The organism is Bacillus cereus group sp. BfR-BA-01360 (assembly GCF_022663595.1).
In the GTDB taxonomy this organism is placed as follows: Bacteria; Bacillota; Bacilli; order Bacillales; family Bacillaceae_G; genus Bacillus_A; species Bacillus_A cytotoxicus.
The window spans coordinates 29,323-48,681 of sequence record NZ_JAKUFV010000012.1; the positions used below are offsets into that span (position 1 = coordinate 29,323).

Consider the following 19,359-nt stretch of genomic DNA (forward strand, 5'->3'; position numbering starts at 1 on the left):
CTCTTTACTTTGTTTTTGAGGATTATAGGATGGAATTTATAGATAGATTGAAACATAAAAAAATAAAGGGAAGAGAAATTTTGAAGTGGGGCCCGTACTTCAGAAAGCGATGGGCAGGTCACTTTGCGAGTCATTTAAGTGAAGAAGAAAAAGAAGAGATAGGGCTATATAGTAATCATGATACATGTGGCTACTTATGGTATATGTTTAGTTATAAGAAGAAGCGGTATTTAGAAGGAGAACAAGCAGAGCAAGCATTTCATGGTGAAAGAAAAAATAGTTGTTATATTTTCTATCAACATTGCAATGATGTACTCATAATAAAAGATGCAAATGCACTACATGCTCATGATCTGTTACGAGAAACAGATGATTTGTTCAAAGGAGATATATATGTTGTAGATGATGATTTTACGTGGACGTATGTGAAAACTCATGAAGCAAGATGGCATGGCCCATATTTTACTCGTAATCATTGGTGAGAAGAGAGGTGGGGATACAAGAGAGAAGGATAGAATAAGTTGTTATAGAAGTTTTCTTTTTGGGATTCGCACTTGGCGTTTATAGTCTATTAGCGTATGATTAAATATATATATAATAAAAGGATGTGTAAGAAAATGAGATGGATTCTATCACTTCTTGTAAATAGCGTAGTATTAATTGTTGTATCCGGACTTTTAAAAGGAATCGCACCAGACGCATTTTACATAGAAAACATTCAAACAGCCATTATTGCAAGTATTATTTTGGCGATTTTAAATGTAGTTGTAAAACCATTTTTAATTTTGATTACATTACCAATTACGGTACTCACATTTGGTTTTTTCCTTATTATCATCAATGCCATTACTTTGAAAATAACAGATTCGTTATTAGGCGATGCTTTTAACATATCAGGATTTGGCGTGGCCATTATTGCAGCCATTTGTATTTCTATTCTTAATATGTTAATTGATAAAGTGATTGTGGAGCCGTTATCTGAAAAGAAATAGAAAAGTGACAAATAGAAAAACATTTCATCAGTGCTATGAAATGTTTTTTTTCTATTTGCTAGAAACCGTATTTCTTGTTTTCAGAAAAAAGTGGTACAATATCCGTTAGAATGGAATTGTACATCAAATGAGAATGAGCCCGCAGCGGAGTGGAGGTTTATGTATGCCTAAAGTAAGGACAAAGGATTTAATTGAACAATTTCAATTGGAACTCGTAAGTGGTGAAGAAGGAATTCATCGTCCGATTGATACAAGTGATTTATCGCGACCTGGAATTGAAATGGCAGGCTTTTTTACTTATTATCCAGCAGATCGTGTTCAGCTTCTTGGAAAAACAGAGCTTACTTTCTTTGATACGTTAACAAATGATCAAAAACAAGAAAGAATGAAGGCGCTTTGTACAGAGGAAACACCTTGTATTATCGTTACGCGTAATCAAGATGTACCTAAGGAATTATTACAAGCATCACGTGAATCAGGTGTGCCATTGTTACGTTCTTCCCAAACGACAACGAGATTATCAAGTCGTTTAACGAACTACTTAGAAGGAAAGTTGGCACCAACAACAGCTGTTCACGGTGTATTAGTAGACGTTTACGGTGTTGGAGTTTTAATTATAGGTCAAAGTGGCGTTGGGAAAAGCGAAACGGCTCTTGAACTTGTCAAGCGTGGTCATCGTCTAGTAGCTGACGATAGTGTAGAAATCCGTCAAGAAGATGAAGATACATTAGTAGGAAGCTCTCCAGATTTAATAGAACATTTATTAGAAATTCGTGGTTTAGGTATCATTAACGTTATGACGTTATTTGGTGCAGGTGCTGTCCGAAATTATAAGCGTATTACGCTTGTTATTAATCTTGAGATTTGGGATCAAAATAAAAACTACGATCGCCTAGGTCTTGATGAAGAAAAAATGAAGATTATCGATACAGAACTTACGAAGATTACACTTCCAGTTCGCCCAGGCCGAAACTTAGCGGTCATTATCGAGGTAGCGGCGATGAACTTCAGATTAAAACGTATGGGAGTTAATGCAGCTCAGCAATTTTCAGAACGGTTAATGAGTGCGATTGAATTAGGGAATCAGGAGTAGGCACAAAAGGAGGTCATACATATGCTTTTAGGGTCTGTACCGCAGTTAGACCGTGTAGCCATTCATCTTGGACCATTTCCAGTCTATTGGTATGGAATTATTATCGGGACTGGCGTTCTACTCGGGCTTTGGTTGGCTACTCGTGAAGGAGAACGATTAGGTATTCCGAAGGATACATTTGTCGATCTTGTTTTATTCGCAGTGCCAATTGCGATTATTTGTGCAAGGGCATACTATGTTGCGTTTGAATGGGAATACTATATGCAAAATCCGATTCAAATTATTAATACTCGGCAAGGTGGATTGGCCATTCATGGTGGTTTAATTGGAGCTGTCATGACGGGAATTATCTATGCAAAAGTAAAAAGGATTTCGTTTTGGAAGTTAGCGGATATTGCGGCACCAAGTATCCTTCTTGGACAAGCGATTGGTCGTTGGGGCAATTTTATGAACCAAGAAGCTCATGGTGGTGAAGTAACAAGACAGTTTTTAGAAGGTTTGCATTTACCGGACTTTATTGTGAATCAAATGTATATTGATGGTGTCTATTATCATCCAACGTTCTTATATGAATCATTATGGAGTTTTGCTGGGGTTATTTTATTATTGTTATTGCGAAAAGCAAACTTGCGCCGCGGTGAATTGTTTTTTACATATTTAATTTGGTATTCAATTGGCCGTTTCTTTGTAGAAGAATTGCGTACAGATAGTTTAATGTTAGGGCCACTTCGTATTGCGCAAGTGATGTCTATTGGGCTGATTGTTATTTCAATTATTTTTATAATTGTAAGACGTAAAACGGGGCAAGCTGATAAAAGATATTTAGAAAAGTAGAGGAAAGTAGCATCTTATAGAGGGTGCTGCTTCTTTCGTATTGAGCCAGCTGAAATAGAAAGGAAAATGAGAAAGATGAAGATAAATACAGTGCTATTTGATTTAGATGGAACATTAATTAATACAAACGAACTTATTATTTCTTCTTTTTTACATACTTTGAATACATATTATCCAAATCAGTATAAGCGTGAAGATGTCTTACCGTTTATTGGGCCATCTTTACATGAAACATTTCATTCTATTGATGAAAGTAAAGTAGAGGAAATGATTACACGCTATCGCCAATTTAATCACGATCATCATGATGAACTAGTAGAAGAATATGAAACTGTTTATGAGACAGTTCAAACATTAAAAGAAAAGGGATATAAAATTGGGATTGTCACAACAAAAGCAAGACAAACAGTGGAGATGGGATTGAATTGGTCCAAGCTACATGAATTTTTTGATGTAGTAGTCACAATTGACGATGTAGAACATGTGAAACCACATCCTGAGCCAATTCAAAAAGCTCTTCAATTATTAGATGCAAAACCAGAAGAAACATTAATGGTTGGCGATAATCATCATGATATTGTAGGTGGACAGAATGCTGGCACAAAAACGGCAGCGGTAGGGTGGACGATTAAAGGGAGAGCATATTTAGAATCCTATAAACCAGACTATGTACTAGATAAAATGAGTGATTTATTATCAATTTTGTCTGAATAGTGGAGAGAGGGAGTGTGTGAAAGTGCGACGGACAACGCGCTACCCTGTTTCAGGAGCAAATTCATTATGGAATGTATATAAAACTGTATCATTTTGGAAGGTCATGAAAAACTTTATTGTGATTCAAATTGCGCGTTATACACCGTTTTTAACGATAAAAAATTGGTTATATCGCACGTTTTTGCGAATGGAAGTAGGAAAGCAAACCGCATTTGCGCTTATGGTAATGCCGGATATTATGTTTCCAGAAAAGATTACAGTTGGAGCAAATTCAATCATTGGTTATAATACGACAATTTTAGCTCATGAATATTTAATTACTGAATATCGACTTGGGGAAGTAATCATTGGAGATGAAGTAATGATTGGGGCAAATTCAACAATATTACCAGGCGTTACAATTGGGGATGGTGCTATTGTTTCTGCAGGTACGCTCGTTCACCGCGATGTTCCAAGCGGCGCGTTTGTAGGTGGGAATCCGATGCGTATTATTTATCCGAAAGAAGATCAAGATTGAAAATGTAACATTTTCTTTCTCTTTTGATGAATAAAAAGGAAATAATTGATTATAATATACTGTTTTGTTTTTTTTAGAATCGTTTATACTTAAAGATAGAATAATGCGTGAGCGTAGAAAACAAAAACTGGAGGATTTATGGGGAAAAATCAAAGAATATATAAGGAGAACGGACAAGTTATCTCTTTTCATCAATTAGCAGACTTCTTTTATAAAAAAGGGATGAAAGCGTATCAAGGGCATAAATTAGAAGAAGCGATTAAATATTTTCGTAGAGCGGCACAAAATAAGAAAGAGCCGTTTATTTTATGCCAATTAGCAACTGTGCTATCTGAGGTTGGTGAATACCAAGAGTCGAATCAAATTCTTCTGAAATTGATTCGTTCTCATTCTGAGATTGAACAGTGCTATTATTTTATCGCGAATAATTATGCCTATCTTGGCTTATTTCAACAGGCAAAAAAATATGCGGAGAAATATTTAGAAATTGCAACTGAAAAGGAATTTGTAGAAGATACGTTGGAATTACTTGAAATTATGGAAGAGGAATCATTGGATGCTGAAGAGATGGAAGATGAAGATGAACTGATTGTGATGCAGGAAGAAGCAAATCGTTATATTCGTAATGGTCAATTAGAAGAAGCGATTGCTACTTTAGAAATTGTGACGAAGGATTATCCGGAATTTTGGTCCGGTTATAATAATTTAGCAATTGCTCATTTTCAGTCGGGGAACGTAGATCAGGCGCTGAAGTTAACAGAAATGATTTTAGAGAAAAATCCCGGCAATATGCATGCTCTTTGTAACACGCTTATTTTTCTATACTCAATTGGAGAACATAAGCAAGTAGAAGCGCTAGCGGAGCAAATGAAATCTGTATATCCAATTTCATTTGAACATCGATTAAAATTAGGGACGACGTTTGCAACTATCGGTTATTTTGCTCATGCTTATAAATGGTTAAAGTTATTGAAGCGTCAAGGATATGATGGTGATGTTAGCTTTTATTATTGGTTTGCATACGCTTCTTATATGGTAAAAGACTATCATACAGCAGAGAAGATGTGGCAGTCAGTTGTAGAGTTACACCCTGATAAAAAAGGAAAAGAACCTTGGAATGCCTTGAATTTAGCTGATGAAGGGCAAAAAGTTTTATTCGAAGAATTGCGCAAAACATTTCAAGAAAGTGCAACATTAGAAGAGCAAATGTTAGCTCTATATTTAATGAATGAATTGAAAACGCCTGAAAAAATTGGCTTTTTCTTTGATATTGTACAGGCGAAGAACGGTGTTCCTATTGTGTCGGAAATTGCAAAATACTTCTTCTTACTTGGCAGTCATAAGAGTATTCCGTCTGAACTAAAGCCATTTGAACAATGTATTCGAATTGCGGATATCTTATATAACTATACAAATAAAGAAGATGAATTAATTGAAGAGTGCTTACATTTTTGGTTCTGCACTTTCATACGTTTATATACTTCCGATACGGCTTTTACAAATATATTTGGATGGTCAGCGGCAATTGAATATATTGTGCGCGGTGAGAAAAAAAATAAAATGACACAGGCCGAACTAGGAAATATATATAATGTATCTGTGGCTACGCTAAGAAAATATGTGCAAGCAGTAAGACGTACACATGCATAGGCATATCACTAGGAAAAAGCAAATGCTAACAGTATAATGAGGGTAAGTTGTAGGTATGAATAGGAGTGAATAGTGTGTCAGAAGAAAAAATTTATGATGTCATTATTATTGGTGCTGGACCAGCTGGGATGACAGCTGCAGTTTATACATCTCGTGCGAATTTAAGTACACTTATGTTAGAACGTGGTATTCCAGGCGGACAAATGGCAAATACAGAAGAGGTAGAGAACTATCCAGGTTATGAATCCATTTTAGGGCCGGATTTATCCAATAAAATGTTTGAGCACGCAAAGAAATTTGGTGCGGAATACGCATATGGTGACGTAAAAGAAGTCATCGATGGAAAAGAATATAAAACAATTATAGCAGGTAAAAAAGAGTACAAAGCACGTGCCATTATCATTGCAAGTGGGGCAGAGTATAAAAAACTTGGTGTTCCAGGTGAAAAAGAACTTGGGGGACGCGGTGTATCTTACTGCGCAGTATGTGATGGTGCATTCTTTAAAGAGAAAGAACTTGTTGTTATCGGTGGTGGAGACTCAGCGGTTGAAGAGGGTGTATATTTAACACGCTTCGCTTCAAAAGTAACAATCATTCATCGTCGCGATGCTCTTCGGGCACAGAAAATCCTGCAAGACCGCGCTTTCCAAAATGAGAAAATAGACTTCATTTGGAATCACACTGTAAAACAAATTAACGAGGAAAACGGTAAAGTAGGTAGTGTTACAATTGTAGATGTGAACACTGGTGAAGAAACAGAATTTAAAGCGGACGGTGTCTTCGTTTATATCGGTATGTTACCATTATCAAAACCATTTGCTGCATTAGGTATTACAAATGAAAATGGTTATATTGAAACAAATGAGCGCATGGAAACGAAAGTACCTGGTATCTTCGCAGCTGGCGATATTCGTGAAAAAATGCTTCGCCAAATTGTTACAGCAACTGGCGACGGTAGTATCGCAGCACAAAGCGTACAGCACTATGTAGAAGAGTTATTAGAGGAATTAAACACTGTAACGGAAAAATAAAAAGTACGATTTTTTTAGACGAAAGTGATCTGCAAATGATAGCTTTCGTCTTTTCATTTTTACTCAAAATGTCAAATGTTTGTCAAAAAATGTTTGGATTATAAGATTTCTTATTGATATACTAAAGTTTACGAAAAAATGCTGATAAGAAATGAGGAGTTTATTCGATATGGAATGGCGTAATATATATCGTGGTTTTTGTATGGGAGTTAGTGATTTAATTCCGGGTGTAAGCGGTGGAACAATTGCGGTTGTATTAGGGATTTATGAGAGGTTGCTAGCAGCGATTAGCGGATTTTTTAGCCGGGAATGGAAAAAGCATTTAAGTTTTTTAATTCCTCTTGTTATGGGCGTTGCAGCGGCATTTTTAACATTAAGTCATGTCATTAAATATTTATTGGCAAATTATTATGAACCGACGCAGTTCTTCTTTCTTGGTTTAATTGTTAGTATTTTACCCATGTTAATGAGAGAAGCAAATGCGAAAGAAACCTTTAAAGGTAGTCATATGATTGTCATGATTATTGCGGCTATTCTTGTGGCTGCTACAGCTTTTTTTAAACCAGATAAAGCTGCGGATCCAATTACAACTCTTACGGTTTTAAATACAATTGGATTGTTTTTAGCAGGATGGCTGGCGAGTATGGCAATGCTTCTTCCTGGTATTAGCGGGTCATTTATTTTATTAATTATCGGCGTATACCCAACTGCAATTCATGCATTAACAACATTGAATTTGCCGCTAATTGCTGTAATTGGTGTAGGTGTTGTAGTAGGATTTGTTGTAAGTAGTAAAGGAATTAGCTACTTATTATCAAATTATAAAAGTACGACATTCGCAGCGATTATCGGGCTTGTAATTGGATCGATTGCAGTCGTATTTCCTGGAATTCCGAACGGTGGAATTTCAATTGTAAGTTCTATTATTACATTTATTTTAGGGTTTGTGATTGTATCCTATTTCGGTAAGAAATAAGGAAAGCAGTCCCCTTAGCGATATAGTTCGTTAAGGGGATTTTTTATAGAAATTAAGTAGAGAATCCCTTATTTTGGGAGAGAGTCTCCTTCATTGTGGCAAACTGTTTTTGATAGTATAATGAAGTAAGTATGTGATGAGATGAGATTATTCATCGCAAGTAGCTGAGGTGAAGAAACATGCAAAGAGTCACAAACTGTGTGTTAATGAAAGGGAATGAAGTCCTCCTACTCCAAAAGCCGCGTCGAAATTGGTGGGTTGCACCTGGCGGGAAGATGGAGCGCGGTGAGACAATAAGAGATTCAGTCGTTCGCGAATATCGTGAAGAAACAGGGATATATTTAAAGAACCCAACATTAAAAGGGGTCTTCACCTTTGTCATTCAAGAGGGTGATAAAGTTGTTTCTGAATGGATGATGTTCTCCTTCTTGGCAACTGATTTTGCAGGAGAAAACAAATTAGAAAGCGAAGAAGGCATTATTGGCTGGCACACACTTGATAAAATTGATGAATTACCGATGGCACCGGGGGATTATCATATCATTGATTATTTAATTAAAGGAAACGGTATCATTTACGGTACATTTGTATATACACCAGATTTTGAATTACTTTCATATCGATTAGACCCAAGCTAAATCTTCCGGGAGGGGATACGATGACAGAGAATAATGATATTAAAATGGTAATTATTACAGGAATGTCTGGTGCTGGAAAAACAGTAGCACTACAAAGTTTTGAAGATTTAGGGTATTTCTGTGTAGATAATTTACCTCCGATGTTATTGCCAAAGTTTGTTGAGTTGATGGCAGATTCAAAAAGCAAGATGAATAAAGTTGCGCTAGGTATTGATTTACGTGGCCGCGAGTTTTTTGAACATTTATGGGGAGCACTTGATGATTTATCAGAACGAACTTGGATTATTCCTCATATCTTATTTTTAGATGCGAAGGATAGTACGCTTGTAACGCGCTATAAGGAAACGAGACGTTCGCATCCACTTGCGCCAACTGGTCTTCCTTTAAAAGGTATCGAGGCGGAGCGCGGTTTATTAACAGACATGAAAGCAAGAGCGAATATTGTGCTTGATACATCGGATTTAAAACCGAAAGAATTACGTGAAAAAATTGTTCAGCTGTTTTCAACAGAAACTGAGCAAGCGTTTCGTGTAAATGTCATGTCGTTTGGATTTAAGTACGGTATTCCAATTGATGCAGATTTAGTATTCGATGTTCGTTTTTTACCAAATCCATACTACATTCCACATATGAAGCCATTAACAGGACTAGATGAAGAAGTTTCATCTTATGTACTAAAGTTTAATGAGACACATAAGTTTTTAGAGAAGTTGACGGATCTGATTACTTTCATGCTGCCTCATTACAAAAGAGAAGGTAAGAGTCAACTTGTAATTGCAATTGGATGTACAGGTGGACAGCATCGTTCTGTTACGCTTGCAGAGTACCTTGGGAAACATTTGAAACCAGATTATAGTGTTCATGTATCTCATCGTGATGTGGAGAAGAGAAAGGGCCATTAAAGGATGAAAAAAGAGAGAAAACCTAAAATTGTCATCATGGGAGGAGGAACTGGACTTTCTGTTTTATTAAGAGGATTAAAGCAATATCCTGTTGATATTACAGCAGTTGTTACAATCGCTGATGATGGTGGCAGTTCGGGTAGGTTACGTGATGAGCTAGAAATTCCACCCCCTGGTGACATTCGTAACGTACTTGTTGCGTTATCGGATGTAGAGCCACTGGTGGAAGCTTTATTTCAGCATCGTTTTACAACAGGAGACGGACTGAAGGGTCATGCGTTAGGAAATCTATTATTGGCAGGTATGACCGCGATTACAGGAGACTTTTTCCATGCGATTACAGAAACGAGTAAAGTATTAAATGTTAGAGGACGTGTATTACCAGCAGCGAATCAAAGCGCCGTACTTCATGCGGAACTAGAAGATGGAGAAGTTGTAACAGGTGAATCAAAAATTCCTTATTACGGAAAGAAGATTAACCGTGTCTTTTTAACTCCAGAAGATGTAGAGCCATTGCATGAGACGTTAGCTGAGATTAAACGAGCTGATTTACTTGTTTTCGGTCCGGGAAGTTTGTATACGAGTATATTGCCGAATTTAGTTGTTAACAAAATTGGGGACGCTGTTCTTGCTGCAAAAGCGAAGAAGGTATATGTATGTAATGTTATGACACAAGCCGGTGAGACAATGGGATATACTGCTTTTGATCATGTCCAGGCGTTACATGATCATTTAGGACAACCATTTATCGATACTGCAATTGTGAATAACCGTGATATTCCCTGTGAATTACGTAAGTTATATGAGAAAGAAATGTCTGCCCCAGTTGTAGTGGATGAAGAACGTTTTACTGAAAATAATATTGAGGTTATTCCAGCCCAATTAGCGAAATATGATAATCATGTTGTAAGACATGATACGTTAAAGCTAGCTTCTATTTTATATTCATTGTTATAAATGTGCGTTGCCTCGTTTGAGGTAACGCTCCTCATTCATATAGGACAAGATTTTTGTTCCAAAATATTGTATAAGGAGGTGTTGACTGTGTCATTTGCTTCGGAAACAAAGAAAGAGCTCACAAAGCTTGAAATGAAAGAATGCTGTGAGAAAGCTGAGTTATCAGCATTACTTCGAATGAACGGGTCGCTTTCTTTTTCAAATCGTCGTCTATCCATAGATATTCAAACGGAAAACGCAGCAATTGCGCGAAGGATTTATACACTTTTGAAAAAGGGCTATAACGTAACGGTAGAACTACTTGTTCGAAAAAAAATGCGATTAAAGAAAAATAATGTCTATATCGTTCGGCTTGTTGAAAAATCACGCGAAATTTTAGCAGATCTTCAAATTGTTCGAGAGGACTTTTCGTTTATCCGCAATATATCACAAGAATTAATTGAGAAGAAATGTTGTAAAAGATCGTATTTACGAGGAGCATTTTTAGCAGGTGGTTCAGTAAATAACCCAGAAACATCATCTTATCATTTAGAAATCTTTTCGTTATATAAGGAACATAATGATTCTATATGTGAATTGATGAATGGATTTGATTTAAATAGTAAGACGTTGGAAAGGCGAAAAGGTTATATTACGTATTTAAAAGAGGCAGAGAAAATTACGGAATTTTTAAATATTATTGGCGCGCATAATGCACTCTTAAAATTTGAAGATATTCGTATTGTTCGCGATATGCGTAATTCCGTTAATCGCTTAGTAAATTGTGAAACAGCTAATCTCAACAAGACAATTGGTGCGGCATTAAGGCAAATTGAAAATATTCGCTACATTGATGAGACGGTTGGCCTTGATATTTTGCCAGACAAATTAAGAGAGATTGCACAACTAAGAGTTAATTATCAAGATGTAACATTGAAAGAATTAGGCGAGATGGTATCTGGAGGGAAAATTAGTAAATCAGGTATCAATCATCGTTTGCGTAAAATCGACGAAATTGCGGAGAAATTACGTGCGGGGGAAACAGTAGTAAAAAAATAAAGGTAAAGGGGAAATGGAGCCGTGGTTCAAAAAAAAGTTGAGGTTGCACGAAAAGATGGTTTGCAAGCACGTCCGGCTGCGTTGTTTGTGCAAGAGGCAAATCGCTTTCATGCTGATATTTTCATTGAGAAAGATGACAAAACAATTAACGCTAAGAGTATAATGGGGGTTATGAGCTTAGCGATTGGATCTGGTAGTCACATAACAATTACGGCAGAAGGTTCAGATGCGGAAGAAGCATTAGAAGCGCTCGTTGCTTACGTGCAAAATAATCAATAAAAGCTATCGCGTAAACGCGATAGCTTTTATTGATTGGATGAACTTGCCGAATATTGTCGAGCGGTCGATAACTTGTGTTGGATTGATGGTATTTAGTAATGTGCTTGATAAAAAGGGCTATCGCAATGTTGCGATAGCCCTTTTTTACGTGGCGATTCTGAGCGAGCCGCTTCCGCTTTTAGTAGTATTAACGGTTTGTAAAGATTCTATCGATTAGGCCGTATTCTAGTGCTTTTTCGGCTGTCATGAAGTTGTCACGGTCTGTGTCGCGTTCGATGACTTCTAGTGGTTGGCCTGTGCGTTCTGCAAGGATTTTGTTTAATTTATCGCGTAGGAATAGGATGCGTTTTGCAGCGATTTCAATTTCAGTTGCTTGTCCTTGTGCACCACCAAGTGGTTGGTGGATCATAACTTCACTGTTTGGAAGTGCGAAGCGTTTTCCTTTTTCACCAGCTGCAAGTAGGAATGCACCCATAGATGCTGCCATACCGATACAAATAGTTGATACGTTTGGCTTAATGAACTGCATTGTGTCATAGATGGCCATACCTGCTGTAATAGAACCACCAGGGCTGTTAATGTATAAATGAATATCTTTTTCTGGATCTTGAGATTCCAAGAATAAAAGCTGGGAAACGATTGAGTTTGCTACATTGTCATCAATTGCGCTACCAAGCATAATGATGCGGTCTTTTAATAGTCGAGAGTAAATATCGTAAGCGCGTTCTCCACGATTTGTTTGTTCAATTACTGTAGGAATTAAATTCATCTGTTATTTCCTCCTTTGAAAGCTTTCTTAGTCTTATAATACAATTATGGTCAATAAAGGTCAAACAAAACCACTTTAAATCAAAAAATCAAAAAATATGTAGTTGTAAGATGATTTATTCGCTATGCTTCTTGCAATTCCCTGCTTATGTACCTTTCAACATCATAACCGAATTCCATAAAATTAAACGTAAGAAAAAGTGTAGTAATAATAAAAGAACGCCTGTTTGATAGAGGCGTTCTTTCATGTTTTATTCTTTTAAAAGGTAGGTTACCTTATTTAAAATGTGTTCGATTTGTTTTGCATTTTTACTATACATTTCACTTGCTGATTTTGATTTTGTTTCTAATGAGAACAATTCTAGATCAGCTTGGCATTTTTTTAAAGATGCTAATAATAAAGGTTTATTTTGCGGGGAAGGCATTTGAAGTTTATCATTATAGACATCAATTGTAAGCTGTCCATACGAATCAACTTGACCGAGAAATACATTTTCAATTACGACACCGAGTTTTTCTAGTTCAGCATGTAGCCAAGCTCGATTATGTCCGCTTGCTGACAGAGGCTCATCGAGTACATTACCATCCATAATGACAGTTTGTGGCTCTTTTTCGTTTGGTACTTTTAAGCCGATATCTTTTGCTGTAAGTGGTTGGCGGTCTTTTTTTAATAATACATTTAATTCACCACTTGGCTCCAATACTGCAAATTCGACTTCAGATATACTGAAAGTTCCTTTGTTTCGAAGAAGCTCGAGTAATTCGTCGCTTGTATATTTTTCTTTTTTTAAGTTATCCTCGAGAACTTTACCATCTTTTATAAAAACAGTAGATTTTCCTTCAAAAAAATCTCTGGCTGCTTTGTTCTTTAAAGAAAGAAGACCTGTGAAGAAAGGAACTACCGCAAAAATAAGTATGGCAAAGACGCCGTGGAAAAATTTTTGATCTAGCCCTGTTGTGATTTGAGCAGCAATATCACCAATTGTCATTCCCGCTATATATTCAAAAAAGGAAAGTTGAGAAATTTGTCTTTTACCTAACCATTTTGTAATAGCGAATAAAATCATTAATATAAATACAGAGCGGAGAATGACAAGTGTCCATTCGGGTAGATGAGACATAACAAATTCCTCCAGTCTGCTTAAAACCCTTTATATTGAGGTTCTTCACGTTCTAATACTGAAACTCGATCTTTTAAATCAGCGATAACGCTATCCATCTCTAACATGCATTCATGAAATACGCGCTTTGCTTCTTCATCCGAAGTATTTTGTGAAAGAGTACTTAAGCTTGCTTGAGCACCTTTTAAACTAGCAAGACACGTTTTTACGTTAGCAATAACTGTCATGAAAACACCTCTTATCCTTTTGGTTTAAATAGTAGTGCACCGATAAATCCGAAAATAATTGCTGCTGATATCCCGGCGCTTGTTACTTTAAACATTCCGGTAATTACTCCGACAATACCATGCTTTGCAGCTTCTTCCATTGCACCATGAACGAGAGCGTTGCCAAAGCTCGTAATTGGCACAGTTGCTCCAGCTCCAGCAAAATCAATTAACGGCTCATATAAATTGAACCCATCTAAAATGGCACCAGCAACAACAAGTGTAGCCATCGTATGAGCAGGTGTTAGTTTGACAATATCAAACAGGAGTTGACCGATTACACATACGAGACCGCCAATGACGAAAGCCCAGAAAAAAATCATTGCTTTGCACCTCCAAATTCAATTGATACAGCATGAGCGATACAAGGAATCGTTTCTCCTTGTTGAAAAGTAAGCGGAGAGAGCAAAGCGCCTGTTGCAACGACAAGGATTCGTTTAAACTCTTCTCTTCTCATTCTGTTTAATAAATGTCCGTATACAACGGTTGCAGAACAACCAGGGCCACTTGCACCAGCTAGTACAGGTTGACCTTCTCGGTAAATAATGATTCCGCAATCTTGAAATTGTTCGCTCGTTATGTTTAGTCCGTGTTTATGGAGTAAATCGTAAGCAATTTCACGTCCAACATGTCCCAGGTCGCCTGTTACGATTAAATCATAGTAAGAGACATCGATTTGTCGATCACGTAAATGTGCTTCAATTGTATCAACAGCGGCGGGAGCCATTGCACCTCCCATATTAAAAGGATCAGTTAGTCCCATATCAACAACACGTCCAATGGTTGCCGATGTTACTTGAGGACCATTTCCTTGATTGCTTAAAAGAGCAGCGCCAGCTCCAGTTACCGTCCATTGAGCAGTCGGGGGCTTTTGTCCTCCATATTCCGTTGGGTAGCGGAACTGTTTTTCCACTGCGGTGTTATGACTTGAGGCACCGGTTAATAAATATTTTGCTCCTTTGGCATTTATAATGCTTGCTCCAAGTGCCAATCCTTCCATAGAGGTCGAACAAGCTCCGAACAATCCGAGATAAGGAGCGCCAAGTGTACGACATGCAAAGCTCGTTGGCGTAATTTGGTTAATTAAATCGCCTGCGAGTACAAACTGAATATCATCTTTACGGAGTTTTGCTTTTTCAATCGCACGGCTACAAGCTTCCTCAAACAAAATTGTATGTGCTTTTTCATAAGAATCTTGGCCGAGCCATAAGTCTCCATGAAGAGTGTCGAAGTCTTCGGGAATTTTGCCATTTGCTTCAAATGGGCCACCGACGACTCCCGTTGAGATAATAACTGGTTTATTTCCAAATACCCATGTTCGGTGTCCTTGTAGCATTTACAGCCCTCCCCATTGAACAAGAATAGTTTTAATTAAAGCGATCACAAAAGCGGAGAATACACCAAATAAAATAACGGATCCAGCTAACTTAAACATGTTACCGCCGACGCCGAGAACAAATCCTTCTGTTCGATGCTCAATACAAGCGGCAATAACAGAGTTACCAAATCCAGTAACAGGTACTGCTGTCCCAGCTCCCGCGAACTGTCCAAGGCGGTCGTATACTCCAAAGCCAGTAAGTAGCATGGAAATAAAAATAAGAGTCGCAACTGTCGGGTTTCCAGCGGAACGCTCAGTAAAATCAAAAAAATAAATGTAAAAAGTTGAAATCAGTTGGCCGATCAAACAAATGAATCCCCCAACAAAAAAAGCTTTTATGCAATTTTTCAAAACAGGGCGTTTGGGCTCCCGTTGTTGTTCGAATTTTTTATATTCTTGTTGTACAGGTGTTAAATTTTTATCTTTACTGGACATTTAAATCCTTCCTTTTCCTTTAGAACACGTGTCATTACGTATTAGATTCCATTTCTGTTTGAATGAGTTTTAATTGTTTTTTAATTTTATCTTTGTTTACTCGTTTCTTCTGAATTTTATTTTCCAGCTCATCTAATAGCATAAAGATTTTTCGATCGGTACTGACGCGAACGTTAAATGTTGGATATTCATCGCTCAGTCGTTTTTTTAGTTTATTTCGTAAAGGCTTTAGTATAAATCTTTCATGATGTTCTGGTTTGATGGCTATGTAAAGATCTAAATTGGAGTTAACGGCTGTAGCTTGTTCAATCTCTTCCATAGAAAGTGCCATTTTCTTTGCTCCTTGTGAAATAGATTGATTAAAGGATTCCGTGCTCATTTTTGTTAACTCAGGTCCTTCTTTTTGCTCTTGTCTTTTTGTTTCTTCTTTTTTTACTTTTTTATCTAAAGGGCTATTGTCACAGCCGGTAAATACACTAAATAGGAGTACGAGTAGTGCGGTGATCACTCCGAGTTTTCTCATAATCATCCTTCCATTTCTATTGCTTTATGTAATTTGTTGAAAAAGGATGATATAGAATCATCCTTTTTCTAGATAAGTTGGTACTTTCATTTATTGTTGTGCATATTGAGGCTCTTCTTGTTGAACTTCTTCTACACGTGGGTTTAAAGAATCGATAATAGATTGCGTTTGTTGTGCAGCTGTTTGGAAAAGCTGTTTTGCCTGTTGATTATCTGTATCAAGAGCGAATCCTTCTAAACTTGCTTGTGCACTTTTTAAACCTGCTACTGTTTGCTTTAGCTTTGTAATAACAGTCATTGAATAAAGCCTCCTTTTGAATATCAATTCACAAGTTATATTTTGTAAGTAGGAGAAAAAATATGTTTTCCAAATTTAGGTCTATTAAGAGAGGGAATGGAAAATTAACCAAAGTTTACGAATAGGACAGGGGATATTGGTGATTTGACAATGTAAGAAAGGTTAAGCAAATATGAAAGGTGAATGATCAGTAGTCTGCTCTTTTTTTATTGAAATGGGGGAATGCTTCTTGTATAATTAGAGGTGCGATTTTACACCTTGGACTAAAACTTTCATGAGAAATTGTTTAGTCTACAAGTAAAGAACAAAAGAGTTTCAATCTTTGATGTTTCAAAGTTTTATCATGCGCCCATAGCTCAGCTGGATAGAGCGGTGGTTTCCGGTACCACGTCTGCCGGGGGTTCGAATCCCTCTGGGCGCGTATTTTTTATTATAGGGCTTACTGTACTTGCATTCTTTCAAGAAATATTTTGGGTAAATGTCATAATTTAACGTTATTGTGACAAATTCTATTCCAAAGTGGAAAGGCTTAGAGTATTAAGTAAGTGGCACTCAATAGTGTGAATAACGTGTTAAAAATTAATAGTAAAATTAGGAAAGCCCCTTGCATGTGATTAGAAATAATCATGTACAGGGGGTTTTTGTTGTGAAAAGAATCAAAAGGCGTGCTGTTGGAAAGAGACGTGATGTTGATACAGATATCGTTCTCATATAAGCCGTCTATCACTGTGAATAAGGTGTTAGAACGTGTTATGTTATCGTCAGAAGGGTACAGAGAACGTACTATAAGCGATTATAGAATGTTTTGGGCGGAGTTTATTCAGATAATCGAACGACAATTCATTACAGATGTTACGAAAGAAGATATGAGGAAATATGTAAATCATCTTTTGAATGAAAGAAAGTTATCACCTGTAACGGTTAATATTCGTTTATCTGCCATTAGGGCAATTTTTAATCGTGAAAATAATCTAGTGACATGAGTTAGGAAGTTAAGAGTAGACGAACAGAAGATTTACACTTTAACAGACAATCAAATAAAACGATTATTTGCAATGATTGATAAAACTTCTTATGCAGGATATAGGGATTATGTTGCTATGCTGGTAATGCTTAAATGTGGCTTGCGTATTAACGAAGTAAATTCGTTAGAGGTAGGCGATGTAGATTTTGATAATGGAGTTATTTTATTATCAGGTAGAAAAAACAAGAATCGGAAAAGTAGGGTAATTCCAATGTCTAAGAAGGTTCAAAATGAATTAGCCCAGTTAGTAACAGAAACTAAGGAATATTTTGATGGTTTAGGAAAGCATGTGTTTGTAAATTCATTTGGCGAACCATTGAAATACGACCATATACGTAAAAGAATGAATTACTACGGGAAGCAAGCTGGTTTAACTAAAATTTGTATTTAATTTTAAAGCTTACACTGTATTAGACTTTATTTTTGAAGTACAGTTATGTAGGTGGAATAAAGTGATGTAAAGAAATTTAAAGTAGTTTAAAACTATATAAGGTTAAATAAAGAAAAAAGCCATACAAGTAGTATGACTTTACTTTATTAATTATAAAATTAAGCTTGTGGTGCAGGTGTGTCACCTTTATTATCAGCAGGTGCAGGTGTATCACCTATGTTTAACGCTAAATCAGGTCTTTGTGGTGCTGGATAATCCCCGTAAGCATACACTTGCGACGAATCATTACTTACCCCAAACGATAAAATTCCGACACAACTTAATCCTAACGCAATTAATCCAAGTTTCTTCATTATTTTAACGCCCCTTTTTCAAATGTTTTTTGTTTAGCTTGATGGTGTAGATGGAAGTATTTACTTGCTTTTAAGTGATTCTCTTCTTCAAAAAAGCGAAGTGCTAGTTTTTCTGTGTATTCTTGCGTATATTCATGTAATTGTTCTTTATCAAAATATGCAATTCCTTCAAGAATTACTTCCTCAATTTTTTCAGTCGAAATGTTACGGTTCATTTCTCGTAGGATAGCAAAGTGGTGTTTGTATACTTCATCATCTAGTTCGTTACAAATATTTGAACCTTGTTCAGCAAGTTCGGTGGCTTTTTCTGTTTCTCCCAATTTGAAATATTCACGACCTAACAACAAAATAGCTTTGTAGTGGTTCGGTAGATTCTCAACAACTTCTGATAAATGACGAATAGCTAATGGAGAAAGGTTTTGGTTTGCATATAACCAGCCAATGTTGTTACGAACACGTAAAATCAATGTTCCTTCGTTCTGTTTTTGTAAAATATCAATAGCTGATGTAAAATATTCTTCAGCTTGTTCATACTGTTTAAGGTGAATACAGACACCGCCCAAAAGGTTTTTGCATAATGCAACGTTAGTTTCGTATCCCATATGTTGATTGAAAATAGCTAATGCTTTATTTGCGTAGTTAATAACTTTAAGTGGTTGATAAGTGAAGTTATAAAATGCTGAAATGCGATAATAAAATTCAGCATGTTCTATTTCATCTGATACGTGTTTTAATAATTTTTCAGCCTTCTCATAATGTTCACTAGCTTCATTGTAGTTTGTTGTTAATGTGGCATGTATTGCCTTGAAAAAGTGGTAGTAATAAGAAAGAAACTCGTCAGAGGGTGCACTATGGGTTTCAATTTCATCAAAACTATTTTTTGTAATGTTTAAACCATTAGTTAATACCTTATATCTAAAGTCTAGTAAGGAGTAATATAATAAATCTTGGTCTTGTAGTTCCTTATTTTCTTCTTCCTTTAAAATATTGATATACTCATCAATTTCTCGCTTTAAGTTTGTTGCTTTCAATACTTGTTGTCGTAACATAGACTGATACCAGTCATTAAGCAGTTTTGTTGTTTTTTCATTCCCCTTCACTGGAACATGCATATAACCCCTTCCTTTTCTGAATAGTCTCACATTAAATAATAGCAGGAATAGAATATAATGAGAATTAAAT

Annotated in this window: 26 protein-coding genes and 1 tRNA gene; 17 read left to right on the forward strand and 10 right to left on the reverse strand. The window is 36.4% G+C overall.

The genetic code is table 11. The annotated features are described in order from the left end of the window. The first annotated feature begins 29 nt into the window (after positions 1–29). From MR056_RS12580 to MR056_RS12645, 14 genes are all read left to right on the forward strand, one after another. Complete coding sequence (locus MR056_RS12580; RefSeq protein WP_087099343.1) at positions 30–482, forward strand: DUF4275 family protein; 453 nt, start codon at positions 30–32, stop codon at positions 480–482. A gap of 135 nt (positions 483–617) precedes the next feature. After that, complete coding sequence (locus MR056_RS12585; RefSeq protein WP_012096161.1) at positions 618–992, forward strand: phage holin family protein; 375 nt, start codon at positions 618–620, stop codon at positions 990–992. A gap of 163 nt (positions 993–1,155) precedes the next feature. Further along, complete coding sequence (gene hprK / locus MR056_RS12590) at positions 1,156–2,085, forward strand: HPr(Ser) kinase/phosphatase (RefSeq protein ID WP_012096160.1); 930 nt, start codon at positions 1,156–1,158, stop codon at positions 2,083–2,085. Between the two features lie 21 nt (positions 2,086–2,106). After that, a complete protein-coding gene (lgt, locus tag MR056_RS12595; RefSeq protein WP_012096159.1) occupies positions 2,107–2,919 on the forward strand; it encodes a prolipoprotein diacylglyceryl transferase in 813 nt (270 codons plus the stop codon). 75 nt (positions 2,920–2,994) lie between these two features. After that, positions 2,995–3,633, forward strand: coding sequence for a pyrophosphatase PpaX (gene ppaX, locus MR056_RS12600; protein ID WP_012096158.1), 639 nt, complete (start codon positions 2,995–2,997; stop codon positions 3,631–3,633). A 22-nt stretch (positions 3,634–3,655) separates the two neighbouring features. Further along, positions 3,656–4,150 carry an acyltransferase gene (locus MR056_RS12605; protein WP_041810607.1) on the forward strand — a complete coding sequence of 165 codons (495 nt, stop codon included), beginning with the start codon at positions 3,656–3,658 and terminating at the stop codon, positions 4,148–4,150. 138 nt (positions 4,151–4,288) lie between these two features. Further along, positions 4,289–5,800, forward strand: coding sequence for a tetratricopeptide repeat protein (locus MR056_RS12610; RefSeq protein WP_012096156.1), 1,512 nt, complete (start codon positions 4,289–4,291; stop codon positions 5,798–5,800). Between the two features lie 74 nt (positions 5,801–5,874). After that, complete coding sequence (gene trxB, locus MR056_RS12615) at positions 5,875–6,831, forward strand: thioredoxin-disulfide reductase (RefSeq protein WP_012096155.1); 957 nt, start codon at positions 5,875–5,877, stop codon at positions 6,829–6,831. A gap of 169 nt (positions 6,832–7,000) precedes the next feature. Next, positions 7,001–7,807, forward strand: a complete 807-nt coding sequence (locus MR056_RS12620; RefSeq protein ID WP_012096154.1) for a DUF368 domain-containing protein — start codon at positions 7,001–7,003, stop codon at positions 7,805–7,807. Between the two features lie 179 nt (positions 7,808–7,986). Then, positions 7,987–8,445 (forward strand): NUDIX hydrolase, encoded by a 459-nt coding sequence (locus MR056_RS12625; RefSeq protein ID WP_012096153.1) that lies wholly within the window; start codon positions 7,987–7,989, stop codon positions 8,443–8,445. A 20-nt stretch (positions 8,446–8,465) separates the two neighbouring features. Beyond that, on the forward strand, positions 8,466–9,347 hold the full coding sequence (rapZ, locus tag MR056_RS12630; RefSeq protein ID WP_012096152.1) for an RNase adapter RapZ: 882 nt from the start codon (positions 8,466–8,468) through the stop codon (positions 9,345–9,347). Between the two features lie 3 nt (positions 9,348–9,350). Then, positions 9,351–10,304 (forward strand): gluconeogenesis factor YvcK family protein, encoded by a 954-nt coding sequence (locus MR056_RS12635; RefSeq protein WP_012096151.1) that lies wholly within the window; start codon positions 9,351–9,353, stop codon positions 10,302–10,304. A gap of 87 nt (positions 10,305–10,391) precedes the next feature. Continuing rightward, positions 10,392–11,342, forward strand: a complete 951-nt coding sequence (gene whiA / locus MR056_RS12640; protein ID WP_012096150.1) for a DNA-binding protein WhiA — start codon at positions 10,392–10,394, stop codon at positions 11,340–11,342. Between the two features lie 21 nt (positions 11,343–11,363). Then, entirely contained in the window at positions 11,364–11,621 is a 258-nt protein-coding gene (locus MR056_RS12645; RefSeq protein WP_012096149.1) for an HPr family phosphocarrier protein, read from the forward strand. A 187-nt stretch (positions 11,622–11,808) separates the two neighbouring features. Here MR056_RS12645 and clpP read toward each other — a convergent pair whose 3' ends face one another. The 8 genes from clpP to MR056_RS12685 form a co-directional block, all read right to left on the reverse strand. Next, positions 11,809–12,390, reverse strand: a complete 582-nt coding sequence (gene clpP, locus MR056_RS12650) for an ATP-dependent Clp endopeptidase proteolytic subunit ClpP (protein ID WP_012096148.1) — start codon at positions 12,388–12,390, stop codon at positions 11,809–11,811. Positions 12,391–12,640: 250 nt separating this feature from the next. Continuing rightward, positions 12,641–13,510 carry a DUF421 domain-containing protein gene (locus tag MR056_RS12655; protein WP_087095558.1) on the reverse strand — a complete coding sequence of 290 codons (870 nt, stop codon included), beginning with the start codon at positions 13,508–13,510 and terminating at the stop codon, positions 12,641–12,643. A 20-nt stretch (positions 13,511–13,530) separates the two neighbouring features. After that, the gene (locus MR056_RS12660) at positions 13,531–13,737 is read right to left on the reverse strand and encodes a DUF1657 domain-containing protein (protein WP_012096145.1); all 207 of its coding nucleotides are present in this window, start codon (positions 13,735–13,737) and stop codon (positions 13,531–13,533) included. An 11-nt stretch (positions 13,738–13,748) separates the two neighbouring features. Continuing rightward, a complete protein-coding gene (gene spoVAE / locus MR056_RS12665) occupies positions 13,749–14,099 on the reverse strand; it encodes a stage V sporulation protein AE (RefSeq protein ID WP_012096144.1) in 351 nt (116 codons plus the stop codon). Then, positions 14,096–15,112: a stage V sporulation protein AD gene (gene spoVAD / locus MR056_RS12670; protein ID WP_242136564.1), complete on the reverse strand. Its 1,017-nt coding sequence runs from the start codon at positions 15,110–15,112 to the stop codon at positions 14,096–14,098. Before spoVAD ends, spoVAE begins: the two co-directional genes overlap by 4 nt. Then, the gene (gene spoVAC / locus MR056_RS12675) at positions 15,113–15,589 is read right to left on the reverse strand and encodes a stage V sporulation protein AC (protein ID WP_012096142.1); all 477 of its coding nucleotides are present in this window, start codon (positions 15,587–15,589) and stop codon (positions 15,113–15,115) included. A gap of 34 nt (positions 15,590–15,623) precedes the next feature. Then, the gene (locus tag MR056_RS12680) at positions 15,624–16,112 is read right to left on the reverse strand and encodes a YhcN/YlaJ family sporulation lipoprotein (protein WP_048723473.1); all 489 of its coding nucleotides are present in this window, start codon (positions 16,110–16,112) and stop codon (positions 15,624–15,626) included. Positions 16,113–16,202: 90 nt separating this feature from the next. After that, complete coding sequence (locus tag MR056_RS12685; protein ID WP_012096140.1) at positions 16,203–16,409, reverse strand: DUF1657 domain-containing protein; 207 nt, start codon at positions 16,407–16,409, stop codon at positions 16,203–16,205. A 345-nt stretch (positions 16,410–16,754) separates the two neighbouring features. Here MR056_RS12685 and MR056_RS12690 point away from each other — a divergent pair. The 3 genes from MR056_RS12690 (at position 16,755) to MR056_RS12700 (ending at position 17,824) form a co-directional block, all read left to right on the forward strand. Beyond that, positions 16,755–16,830, forward strand: a tRNA-Arg gene (locus MR056_RS12690). A gap of 265 nt (positions 16,831–17,095) precedes the next feature. Further along, positions 17,096–17,392 (forward strand): phage integrase N-terminal SAM-like domain-containing protein, encoded by a 297-nt coding sequence (locus tag MR056_RS12695; RefSeq protein ID WP_242136565.1) that lies wholly within the window; start codon positions 17,096–17,098, stop codon positions 17,390–17,392. Positions 17,393–17,464: 72 nt separating this feature from the next. Continuing rightward, on the forward strand, positions 17,465–17,824 hold the full coding sequence (locus tag MR056_RS12700) for a tyrosine-type recombinase/integrase (RefSeq protein ID WP_239430993.1): 360 nt from the start codon (positions 17,465–17,467) through the stop codon (positions 17,822–17,824). Positions 17,825–17,982: 158 nt separating this feature from the next. Here the strand turns inward: MR056_RS12700 and MR056_RS12705 are convergent, their stop codons facing one another. Beyond that, the gene (locus MR056_RS12705) at positions 17,983–18,177 is read right to left on the reverse strand and encodes a Phr family secreted Rap phosphatase inhibitor (RefSeq protein ID WP_087099341.1); all 195 of its coding nucleotides are present in this window, start codon (positions 18,175–18,177) and stop codon (positions 17,983–17,985) included. Beyond that, positions 18,177–19,289 carry a tetratricopeptide repeat protein gene (locus tag MR056_RS12710; RefSeq protein ID WP_087099339.1) on the reverse strand — a complete coding sequence of 371 codons (1,113 nt, stop codon included), beginning with the start codon at positions 19,287–19,289 and terminating at the stop codon, positions 18,177–18,179. Before MR056_RS12710 ends, MR056_RS12705 begins: the two co-directional genes overlap by 1 nt. Between the last annotated feature and the right edge of the window lie 70 nt (positions 19,290–19,359).